The 11,553-nt window shown below is 69.5% G+C and carries 7 protein-coding genes; 2 read left to right on the top strand and 5 right to left on the bottom strand.

All coding sequences use genetic code 11. From position 1 onward, the window contains the following. Positions 1-39 precede the first annotated feature (39 nt). From IT359_01550 to IT359_01535, 4 genes are all read right to left on the bottom strand, one after another. Positions 40-1,137 (bottom strand): hypothetical protein, encoded by a 1,098-nt coding sequence (locus IT359_01550; GenBank protein MCC6927649.1) that lies wholly within the window; start codon positions 1,135-1,137, stop codon positions 40-42. Between the two features lie 10 nt (positions 1,138-1,147). After that, on the bottom strand, positions 1,148-2,059 hold the full coding sequence (gene rocF / locus IT359_01545; protein ID MCC6927648.1) for an arginase: 912 nt from the start codon (positions 2,057-2,059) through the stop codon (positions 1,148-1,150). Between the two features lie 239 nt (positions 2,060-2,298). Further along, positions 2,299-4,107, bottom strand: a complete 1,809-nt coding sequence (locus tag IT359_01540; protein ID MCC6927647.1) for a hypothetical protein — start codon at positions 4,105-4,107, stop codon at positions 2,299-2,301. A gap of 84 nt (positions 4,108-4,191) precedes the next feature. Then, positions 4,192-4,710, bottom strand: a complete 519-nt coding sequence (locus tag IT359_01535; protein ID MCC6927646.1) for a winged helix-turn-helix transcriptional regulator — start codon at positions 4,708-4,710, stop codon at positions 4,192-4,194. A gap of 346 nt (positions 4,711-5,056) precedes the next feature. Here IT359_01535 and IT359_01530 point away from each other — a divergent pair, with 346 nt between their 5' ends. Further along, positions 5,057-6,418 carry a response regulator gene (locus tag IT359_01530; protein ID MCC6927645.1) on the top strand — a complete coding sequence of 454 codons (1,362 nt, stop codon included), beginning with the start codon at positions 5,057-5,059 and terminating at the stop codon, positions 6,416-6,418. A gap of 184 nt (positions 6,419-6,602) precedes the next feature. Beyond that, entirely contained in the window at positions 6,603-9,719 is a 3,117-nt protein-coding gene (locus IT359_01525) for an efflux RND transporter permease subunit (protein ID MCC6927644.1), read from the top strand. On the opposite strand, the gene IT359_01520 is transcribed toward IT359_01525, so the two are convergent. Next, complete coding sequence (locus IT359_01520) at positions 9,716-11,458, bottom strand: hypothetical protein (protein ID MCC6927643.1); 1,743 nt, start codon at positions 11,456-11,458, stop codon at positions 9,716-9,718. The two genes, IT359_01525 and IT359_01520, sit on opposite strands and share 4 nt — an antisense overlap. Between the last annotated feature and the right edge of the window lie 95 nt (positions 11,459-11,553).

Genomic DNA, 11,553 nt, shown 5'->3' with positions numbered 1-11,553 from the left:
GCCCAATTCTACCGCCGGTTTGCCTCCCCGGCCACCGAATCAGGGCCCCTGCACCTCGCGTTCGACCGCCGCGCGCAGGATGCTCATGAAGTCCTGCGCGTTGGTCACCACCCCCACCGCCTGGTGCGTCCCGCGGTCCTTGAGCTTGCTCACGAGGAACTCGCTGGCGTCGACGCAGATGGTGGGCAACTCGCGGATCCCGCGCTCGGCGTCCTCGTAGTACGCGGGGAGCATGTTGCCGACCGCGATCGAATGGAGGGCCGTGGCGATCATCACCGCCATCGTGGCGCGCGTCGTGTGCGCGCGCGTGGCATCCTGCGCCGCGACCATGTCGGTGATCACGTCGGGAAGCGGGCCGTCGTCGCGCAACGAGCCGGCGAGGACGAACGGGATGTCCTCCACGACGCAGGCGTGCATGATCCCGGTCGTGAGGATCCCGCTGTGCACCGCCTGGGCAATCCCGCCGGCGCGACGGATCGCGTTGATGGCGCGCATGTGCGCGGCGTGTCCGTTCTCGGTGGCCTCCCCCTCGCTCGTCATTCCCAGTGTTGTCCCGACGATCGCCGCCTCGATGTCGTGCACGGCAACGGCGTTGCCCGCCAGCAGCACCTGCACGAAGCCGTTGCGGATGAACCAGACCAGGTTGTCGCGGGCCCGCGAGTGGACGAGCGCGGGGCCAGTGACCCAGAGCGTGTAGCCGCCGCGCCGCTTCTCCTCCACCAGCATGCGCGCGATGAGGCGATAGTCGATCGGCTTCTCGCGCGAGACCTGCGACGACATGAAGTGGAAGTCGCCCTGCGCCCCGTCGTCCATGCGGAAGCCGCGCGCATGCACGTAGACGCCGTCGCTCCCATCCTCGGCGTGCCCCACGACGACGGCGTCGCCCCGCCTCACGCGTCGCCCTTCGCGCACCCACCAGCCGCCGTCCGCATCGCGCACGAGCACGCCGTCCATGCGCGGCTCGCGCGGCATCGTCCACCGGCCGTCTGCTCCCTTTACATAGGTGGGGAGGTTGGTCGTGGCGAAGAACTCGTCGGGGAGCACGCCGTCGCGCTCGACCACGACGGTGCGCACCGCCGGCGCGTCTTGCAGCTGTCGGCTCGTGAAGTCGGGGGGGACGTAGGTCGGGATGCTCATGACGTGGGAGCTAGATGATGCGCTTGCCGAGCGCGGAGAGGATCAGTTCGCACGCCACCTCGGCGGTGCGGTTGCGCTCGTCGAGCACGGGGTTCACCTCGACGACGTCGATCCCGACCAGCTTCCCCGTATCGGCAATCATCTCCATCGCCAGGTGCGCCTCGCGATACGTGATCCCGCCGGGGACCGCCGTCCCCACACCGGGCGCGTCCGAGGGGTCGATCACGTCCACGTCGAACGACACCCACAGCCCGGCCGTCGCCTTCGTGGCGATGGACAACGCCTCCTCCATCACCTTGCGCACGCCATGCTCGTCGAGCGCGCGCATGGTGAAGGCCGACAGGTTCCACTTGCGGACGTGCGCCTTCTCGGCCTCGTCGAGGTCGCGGAGGCCGACCACGGCGAGATCGCTCACGCGCACCGCCGGCGTGCGCCCCGCAAGGGCGGACATAGCCTTGTCGCCGTGGCCCAGGAGCGCGGCGAGCGGCATGCCATGGACATTGCCGGAGCGTGATGTTGCCGGTGTGTTGAGGTCGCTGTGCGCATCGACCCAGACCACGCCCACATGACCGCCCTTCTGGGCAAAGAAGGCCGATGCCCCGGCAATGGAGCCCGCCGACAGTGCATGGTCGCCACCCAGGACGACGGGGAGCGCCCCCGCGCCCAGCGCGTCGCGCACGCGCGACGCGACATCGGCGCAGACGTCGGTGATGGCGCCCAGGTAGCGCGCGCCGCGCTGCGCTCCCTTGGCGGCATCCTCGCGGAAGGGGACGGGAACATTGCCCGTGTCCTCCACCTGATGCCCCATGGCTTCGAGGCGCTCGCGTAGCTCGGTGTATCGGACGGCCGAAGGTCCCATGTCGACACCGCGCCGCGAGGCGCCGAGATCCATGGGAACGCCGATGAGACGAATGAAAGTCATGCGCCCAAGCCTAGCGACGGGAGGCCTAACGTCAACCATCGCGCATGGTCATGCATCGCATGCAGGCGACTTTCACGCGATACGCATAACTATCGGAAGCCGCGAGCACGCCGCTTGGCGAGCACGCCGCCTGGCGCGCCCGTGCCTTGCGCCTGGCGCATGCGCGGCAGCGGCGCTCGTGCGCGACGCAATGCGCACGGGCGCGCCGAGGTGCCGCGGGTTGGCGGTGTGCGCCGCGCCTAACGCCTGAGCCCGTCGCCGCGGGCGAAGTAGCCAGGGAGCGAGACCGGCGTGGTCCCCGTGATGCGAATGCGCCCGGTGAGCGCTTCTGCCGCCGCGCGCTCCAGCCCATCGCCCACGCCATAGGTGACGAGATAGCTCCCGACCGCCGGGACCTGCCGCAGCAGGTACGGATTTCCGAAGGCGACGAAGACGAGTCGCGGCTGCGCCGACGCGGAGTCGGCCGCCGCAACGCTCGCCATCCATTCGGCGATGTGCGCAGGGATGGCCGGTCGCCCTTCACCTTCGATGCGCCGCACATAGGCGGCGAGGACCACACGCTCGGCGCCCGCCATGAGCGGGGCCAGCGCCTCGAGCTGCGGCGCGGCCGTGGCGGGCGAGATCTTGACGACGCGCACCGAGGGATCGGCGGCGCGGAGCGTGGCCGCGAAGGCGCGACCGGCGCGCAACTCCGTCTCCGGCATGTACTGGACAACGACGGTGCGCTTGCCGGCGAGCGGGACCAGCGATCCGCGATCGCGCAGGAGCGTCACGGCGCGACGGGCGATGTCGAGCGCCGCGGCGCGATGCGCGGGCGCACCAACTACGGCGCGCAGCGTGTCAAACGAGACAAAGCGGTGCTGCGCCAGGCCGACGCGCGCCTTGAGCTGGAGCACGCGACGGACCGACGAATCGATGCGCGCCGCCGTGAGCTCGCCACGCGCCACTGCGGCAACGATCGCGTCGATGGCCCTTGTCGGGTCGCTCGGCTTGAGGAGGATGTCGGCACCCGCCTTCACCGCGAGGACGCTGCTCTCGGCAACGCCGTAGCCCTTGCCCACGCCATCCATCGTGAGGGCATCGGTGATGGCCACGCCGCGAAAGCCTAACGTGTCGCGCAGCAGCCCCGTCATGATGCGCGGGGCGAGCGTGGCGGGGGTGGTCGAGTCGCCTTCGAGGGCGGGGAGAGCGATGTGTGCCGACATCACCAGCGCCGCCCCCGCGTCGACCGCGGCGCGGAACGGCACCAGTTCGACGCGGTGAAAGCGCGCCCAGTCGGCGCTCACCACGGGGAGCCCGGCGTGCGAGTCGACATCGGTGTCTCCGTGACCGGGAAAGTGCTTGGCGGTGGCGAGCGTTCCCGCCTCCTGCGATCCCTTCACGAAGCGTGCGGACAGTCGTGCGACGCGCGCGGGGTCCTCGCCGAACGACCGCGTGTTGATGACCGGGTTGGACGGGTTGTTGTTGACGTCGACCGTGGGCGCGAAGTTGATGTGCAGCCCCACCGCACGCGCTTCGCGACCGATGATGCGCCCCACGTCGTAGGCATCGTCGTCGCGCCCCGTCGCGGCGATGGCCATGGCGGTGGGAAAGACCGTGGCACCGCCCGTCTCCATGAGGTAGTGCGGGAAGACCGCCCCTTCCAGCCTGCCTAACGCCGGCTCGAGGTCGGACGAAGCGAGGAGCGGGACCTTGGCCAGCTTCTGGAACGCCTCCAGCTTGGCCGCCACCTCGATGGGAGTGCCGAGCGACATGCTCACCCCGCCAATGCCGTCGTTCACGATCCAGCGCCGGGCTTCCGCGAAGGTCGAGTCTTCGGCATTGGTGTAGTCACCGAGCTGCCACACCATCACCATCTGTCCCACGCGTTCGCGCAGGGTGAGCGACGCGAGTGTGCGTTCGACCCAGGCGCGTTGCGCGGCGGTGAGCGGCGTGGTGGGAGCCAGCGGCGCCAGGTCCGTGGGGCTCGGCGTGACGGCGGCGGGGGGGTGTGCCGTACAGGCAGCACCGAGCAGCGATGCCGCGGCCAGGAGAACGACTCGACGCATGAAGAGGGGTGCCGACGGGTGCAAACGGGTACGGACTGGTGCCGGCGGGTGCGGATCGCCGGCGGGGTGAGACGTGCCGGTCGATCAGCGGCGTGGCTTGGCGCGACGGGGCGGGGCCTTGGCCGTGTCGCGGACCTCATCGCGAATCGTCTCGAGTGAGGCACTCAGTTCGGTGAGCATCGCGAGCGTGGCACGCAACCGGGCTTTGGGGACGCGCGCCAGGACTTGTTGCACGCCACGCTCGACGCTCCCGCGCGAATTGGCCACGAGGTGCTCGCCCTTGGCGGTGAGCGAGACCATGACGACGCGGGCATCGCTCGAAGCGCGCGAGCGCCGCAGCAGGCCGCGTCGCTCGAGGCGTCCAAGCGTGGTGGAGAGCGTTCCGGGGTGCACGTGGAGGAGCCGGCTGAGTTGGCCAGCGGCAATGGGTCCGGTCTGGCCCGTTATGCGAAGCACCATTCGCTGCTGAGCCGTGACCCCGATCGTGCGGGCCATCTGCGACGAAGTGACTTCGAGTTCGTGGTTCAGCCGCCACAGGGCGCGCAGAAACTCCAGGACGGGTGGGAGCGCGGGAGCGTCGGCCGTCTGATCCGTAGGCGCCATGGAGGGGATTGGCGGAGAGAGTGCGGGGGGAGGGGGGAGAGAGCTGGCGGAACTTCGCGAGTCGCACGGCGGTCCGCGAGCCCCGGGGAACTGACCGCATGCGGTCGCCGGATGCAATAGCGGCGCGTCGAATCTAGCACCCTCCGTATGCGAGTCTGGCGCGATATCCGCGTTGATGTGGGGCGTTCGCCTCTTGCCGCTGCTCGTATCCGCAAACATGTTAGGCGGTCTCCGGCCGGCGGCGGTGCCGCGGCCGTCGGTGCCACCGCGCCGTTGGTCCACCGCGCCGTTGGCGCCAGAACCCGGCGGCGCGCTGGGCCGTCTCGCCCTCGACTCGACCGCGTCGATGTCACTCGCTGGCGTGTTGCGCCCGTTCGTCCCCGTCCTGTCCGAATCAGGGTCACCGCGCCTGTACCAGTCGATCGGTCCCCTGGCGGCGGTGGTCTGCGTGGTCACGTACGCGCTGACGATGTTGCTCCTGCACGTTGTCCTTGGGGAGCCCTTTGTCCCCGCTGGCGTGACGAACGCCGTCGCCACCGCCGGCTCGCTCGTGGCGCTCGCGGTCATGCGGCGAGGGCGCGCGCACCTGGGGGCGCGACTCCTTCTGGTCACGGTCGTGATCGATACCGTGGTCGACATGTTCGTCGGCCCGGCGCCGTTCTATCCGGTGATGGTCTTCATCCCCAACGTCGTGGTGGGGGCGTGCCTGCTGCTGGGGGCGCGCGACGCGTTGCTGGCGTGCCTGGTTTATGCAATCGCGATCCCGCTGTCGGTGCCGTGGCGGGAGGTGGCGGCCGCGGGTTTTCTGAGCAGTGCGCTGGTCGGCGTGGTGATGACGGAGCTGGCATGCGCCGGCGCACTGATGCTCGTCGTCGTCTCGCGGCACACCATCCTCGAGCTGGCGCGACGCTCGGAGCGGCTGGCGGCGCGGTTGGGGGTGATGATCGACCGTGCGCCCGACGGCATCGTGGTGATCGACGAAGCGGGCATTGTGCTTCACGCCAATCCGGCGGCCACGCGAACGCTGGCCCCGCACGTGGTGGCGGCGCACTCGCCGCTGGCGCCGTTGCTGCTGAACCTCGACGGTCGCCCCGCCGACGTTGCATACCTGCGCGGCGCCTGCGAGCAACTGCTGCGCGCGTATGTGCGTGAGAGCGGGCGCGACTTGGCCATCACGGGGGCCTACCTGGAACTGGGCGGCGAGGCGCGATCGATCGAGCTGATGATTCGCGACGTCTCGCCGCGTCCGCGCGATACTCGCGATACTCGCGACGCGCGTGACGAGGAGGTCTCGGACGCCATCGTGCCGCCGCCGGCCATGCCGCGCCAGCGGCGCGCGCTGGTGGTTGACGACGAAGCGCCGGTGCGCGAAGTGCTGCTCCGCCAGTTGCAACGCCTGGGATGGGCGGCCACACTGTGCGCCAGCGGTCACGAGGCGTTGCGCGTGCTGGAGCAGATGGAACCCGGGGGCGAGCTGATCGACCTGGTCCTGAGCGATGTGCGCATGCCATCGATGGACGGCGGCGAACTCGCGCGCCGGGTGCGGGCGCTGCGCCCGTCCACCCCCATCATCCTGATGTCGGGCGATACCGCCGGACTCACGCGCGACCTGGTGTTGCCCGGGCGTCCCTGGATCGCGCTCCCCAAGCCGTTCGACGCCGACCAGCTGGCGCGCGCGATCGACGTCGCGAACGGCGCGACGCGTTGACTTGCGGCGCGACGCGTTGACTTGCGGCGCGACGCGTTGACTCGCGGCGCGACGCGTTGACTCGCGGCGCGACGGGCGCCTGCACCGATTCGGCATCCGGCCCGCTCGATCGCTGGTTTCCTGGACGCGCGCTGGACTATCCTTCGGGGAGGCAGTCGCTGGCTTCCTCGACGCGGTCCTCCCTGTGTTCATCTCCGATTTCGCCATCAAGCGGCCGATCATCACGGTCGTCTCGATGATTGCGCTGGTCGTCTTCGGCCTGGCGTCGCTCGCCCGGCTCGGGACCGACGAGTTCCCCGAACTCAACCCGCCGGTCGTCTTCGTCGCGGTCCCCTACCCGGGCGCAGCCCCCGACGTGGTGGAGCGCGAGGTGATCACGCGCATCGAGGACAAGCTTTCGGCGATTAGTGGCGTCGACAAGCTCCACTCGTCGTCGACCGACGGCTTCGGACAGGTTGTCATCCAGTTCGTCTTCTCGAAGGATGTCGACCAGGCCATGCAGGATGTGCGCGACGCCATGACGGCGGTGCGCCCGCAGCTCCCGAGCGACATCCTCGAACCGGTCCTGACGCGCTTCGACCCGACGCAGCTCCCGGTCGTCTCGCTCGCCGTCACGTCGCGCACCATCCCCACGCCGCAGCTCACGCAGATCGCCGACCAGGACATCGGTGGCGAGCTGCGGGCGATACCCGGCGTGGCGCAGGTGAACATCGTGGGGGGCGACAGCGCGCAGCTCAACATCAACGTGCGCCCGAACGATCTCGCGGCGGCCGGCGTGGGGATCGACCAGGTGGTGAGCGCGGTGCGCACGCAGAACCTCGCGGCGCCGGTGGGGCGCGTGAATGCCGCGATGGAGAACCGCGTGATCCGCCTCGAGGGGCGGCTCGGTTCGCCGGCCGATTTCGCCGATATCGTCGTGGCGCAGCGCGCGGGACAGCTCGTCAGGCTCGGCCAGGTCGCCGGCGTGGAAGCAGGAGCCGCGGAACCGACGTCGGCGGCGCTGTTCAGCGGCGTCCCGGCCATCGGGCTCGACATCATCAAGTCGCGCGAGTACAGCACGACAGGAGTGGGCGACGCCGTGCGCGCGCGCGTGGCGGAGCTGCAATCCACGCTTCCCGCCGGGGTCCAGATCGAGTTCGTGCGCGATGGCGGTTCGCGCGTGCGACGGTCCGTGAACAACGTGCAGGAGACGCTGTTCGAGGGGGCGGTGCTCACCGTCCTCGTCGTCTTCCTCTTCCTCAACTCGTGGCGATCGACGGTCATCACCGGGCTCGCGCTCCCCGTCTCGGTGCTCACGGCCTTTGCCCCGCTCCTGCTCTTCGGCTTCACGCTCAACGTGATGTCGCTGATGGGGCTCTCGCTCGCCATCGGCATCCTCATCGACGACGCGATCGTGGTGCGCGAGAACATCGTGCGACACGTGGAGATGGGAAAGGACCATGTGCGCGCGTCGCACGAGGGGACCGACGAGATCGGGCTCGCGGTGGCGGCGACGACCTTCTCCATCGTGGCGGTCTTCGTCCCCGTCGGCTTCATGCCGGGGATCGCCGGGCAGCTCTTCAAGCCGTTCGCGCTCACGATTGCCAGCGCGGTGCTCGTCTCGCTCTTCGTCTCGTTCTCGCTCGACCCGATGCTGTCGGCCTACTGGCCCGACCCGCAGCTGGAGGCGCACGAGCGCCGCAACCCGATTGCCCGGCTCCTTGACCGCTTCAACACCTGGTTCGACCGTCAGGCGCAACGCTACGAGACGGTCATCGCCTGGGCGCTCGACCACCGCTGGTGGATGATCGGGATCGCCGCCGGGTCGCTGGTGGTGGCGCTCTGGCTGCAGGTCGCGTTTGGCGGCTTCGGCTTCCAGCCGGTGATGGACAACGGGGAGCTCAACGTCGGCATCGAGACGCCACCCGGGTCGTCGCTGGAGTACACGACGCTCAAGGCGGAGGAAGTGGCGCGGATGATCCGCGCGCACGAGGGCGTGGTCGCCTACACCTACACGACGGTCGGCTCATCGACGGGCTCCGGCGCGCTGGACGAGGCCACCGTCTACGTGCGCATGGTGCCCAAGCGCGCGCGCAAGGTGTCGCAGCTCCAGTTTGGCCAGCTGATCCGCCGCGAGGTGGCCACCGTGGCCGGTGCCGTGGTCTACACATATGATGCCGGGAGCCTGGCGGGCAACCAGAAGCAGATGCAGCTTCAGGTGCAAGGGCCCGACGCGCGCCTCCTGTCGCGGCTGGCCGAGCAGGTGGCGGACTCGGTGCGCGCCGTCCAGGGGGCGGTCGACGTCGGGCTCTCGACCAAGGGGCAGACGCCGGAACTCGGCATCCGCGTGAACCGCGCGCTGGCCTCGTCGCTGGGCGTGAGCGTGGGGCAGCTCGCGCAGTCGCTGCGCTTTGCCTTCGCCGGCGTGGAAGCGGGAACATGGGTCGATCCCTCCGGCATCTCGCGCTACGTGCGCGTGCGCCTTGCCCCCGAGTCGCGCGGGCGCGCCAGGGACGTCGCCCAGCTCCCGATCCTCCTGCAGGGTGCGCGCGCTTCGGCGGGCGAGACCATCCCCTTCATCCCGCTGTCGCAGGTGGCGACGGTGACGACGGGAATGGGGCCGGCGCGCATCGATCACTATCAGCGGCGGCGCGTGGTCACTGTCGGCGCCAACGTGCTCGGCGCCTCGATGGGGAACGTCGCCGCCGACGTGATGCGCCGCGTGCGCGCCATCCCCTTCCCTCCGGGCTACCGGGTGAGCGAGTCGGGGCAGGTCGAGAGCCAGAACGAGATGTTCAGCGCGATCATCACCGCACTCGGCGTGGCGATCCTGCTCATGTACCTCATCCTCGTGGTGCAGTTCGGTTCGTTCCTGGACCCGCTCGTCATTCTCCTTTCGCTCCCGCTGTCGCTGATTGGGGTGGTGCTGGCGCTGCTGCTCACCCGCGACACGCTCAACATCATGAGCCTGATCGGGGTGATGATGCTGATGGGGCTCGTGGCGAAGAACGCCATCCTCCTCATCGACTTCGCCAAGTGGGCGCACCGCGACGGCGGCCTGAGCGTGCGCGACGCACTCATCAAGGCGGGGCGCATCCGGCTGCGCCCGATCATGATGACGACCCTGGCGCTGATCGCCGGAATGACGCCCGTGGCGTTAGGCATCGGTGAGGGAGCCGACTTCCGCGCCCCGCTCGGACGCGCCGTCATCGGCGGCGTGATCGCCTCCACGGTGCTGACGCTCGTGGTGATCCCCACGGTCTACGAGATCGTCGAGCACTGGCGCGAATCGTTGCGCGCACGATTCAGGCGCAGCAGCTAGGGAAAGAGCGGCGGCGCCTTGCGTCGCCTGGTCGCCTGCTCGAAGGCGTAGGCAATCGCGATCAATCGCGGCTCCGCGCACGCCATGGCGGTGAAGGTGACGCCGAACGGCGCCGGTCGCGGCTCGAAGCCCGCCGGGAAGGGGCCGCCACCGAACGCCCCCGTCGTGCTCACCGGGAGCAACGCGAAGGGGACGGTGATGGATGGATATCCCGGGCGCGCCGCGATCGATGCGCTGCTCACGCCGGGAAAGAGAAGCGCATCCAGCGCGTTGGCCTTCATCGCCGAGTCGATCCCGTTGGCCGCCGAGAGGAGCAGGTCCTTGCGACGGTCGGCCTCGTAGCGCGCGCGGTCGCCCTGCACGTCCATCTCGTCGGAGATGTCGAGGAGCGCCTGTGCGTACTTGATGGCGCCGGCGCGCTGGTGGGCGATGTTCCACTGCCGCAGCTCGGTGAGCGTCCTGACGGGCGCCCTGTCGCCCAGCGACGTGAGCCAGGCGTTGAAGTCGCGCTTCATCCCGTACTTGAAGACGACGGAGCAGTCGGCGTCGCGCCCCTTCGCATTGTCGAGCCCACCACAGGTGTTCCAGTTGAGGAAGTTGCGGCTGGCGACGGTGTCGGTGACCGACGGGATATCGGCCGGGTCGACGATCGTCGCACCCTGCGTGCGGAGGATCTCGATCGCCTCCGCCATCGCGGTGCGCTGCGCATCGGTAATGCCGCCGCGCGGGTTGCTGCTCCCGGGGAGTGTGATGCGGTCGTAGAAGTAGGCGCGCGGGATCCCGATGCGCTTGCCAGCCAGCCCTTTCGCGTCGAGGAAGCGCGTGTAGTCACGACCGGCCGGCGGCGGGCACAGCGTCGTCGCCGGATCGTTAGGGTCCGGCGCGGCACCCTCCATCGCGCCGAGGAGGATCGCCGCGTCGGTCACCGTACGCGCCATCGGTCCGGGGGTGTCCTGGTCGGCGGTGATGGGGATGACTCCCCATCGCGAGATGCGCCCTACGGTCGGCTTGATCCCGACGAGGAAGTTCTGCTGCGACGGCGAGAGGATCGACCCCGACGTCTCCGTCCCCACGTTCGCCGCCCAGAACGAGACGCTCGTCCCCACGCCTGACGAGGAGCCGCCGGTGCCAAGTACGGGGCGTCCATCGAAGCTCCCGTCACGCGGGTCGCGCCGCGGGTCCCACGGATTCATCCCGTAACCATTGAGCCCGTTGTAGTTCCCCGGCATCCCGCTCGCCACCCAGTTGGCCAGCTCCGTCAGCTGCGTCTTGGCGAGGATGATCGCACCCGCGTCGCGCAACTGCCGGGTGAGCGTGGCGTCGTACGGTGGAACCAGGCCGGCGAAGGCGAGCGCGCCACCCGTCGTGGGAAGGTCCATCGTGTTGATGTTGTCCTTGAGCGCGATCGGGATGCCGTGCAGTGCTCCCCTTGCCCGTCCCTGCGCGCGCTCGCGGTCCTTTGCGTCAGCCTCGGCGAGCGCGTTCGGATTCACGGCAATGATCGCGTTGAGCCGGTCCTCGTAGAGTGCAATGCGCGTGAGGTACTGTTGCACGAGCTGACGCGACGTCACGCGTCCCTGTGCAAGCGCGGCCTGCATCTCGGGAATCGTAGCCTCGACGACGGAAAACGGCGTCGCGACCGCCTTGGTGCGCCCCCCCTGCGCGAACAGCGGAGCGGCGAACAGCACGGCGAGCGAAGCGGTCGAGGCAACCCGGAGCGAGATCGAGAAGCGGCGCATGTCGAGTGAGTCTTGGCAGAGTGGCGTCGGCGCATCGCCCTGGACGTGGTGTCAGAACCCACCAGTATTTCCGGCGGCGCGGCTCGACGATAGCG

The organism is Gemmatimonadaceae bacterium (assembly GCA_020852815.1).
Lineage (GTDB): Bacteria > Gemmatimonadota > Gemmatimonadetes > Gemmatimonadales > Gemmatimonadaceae > SCN-70-22.
The sequence above is the reverse complement of the archived record's forward strand: the minus strand, read 5'-3'. Positions and strand labels throughout refer to the sequence as shown.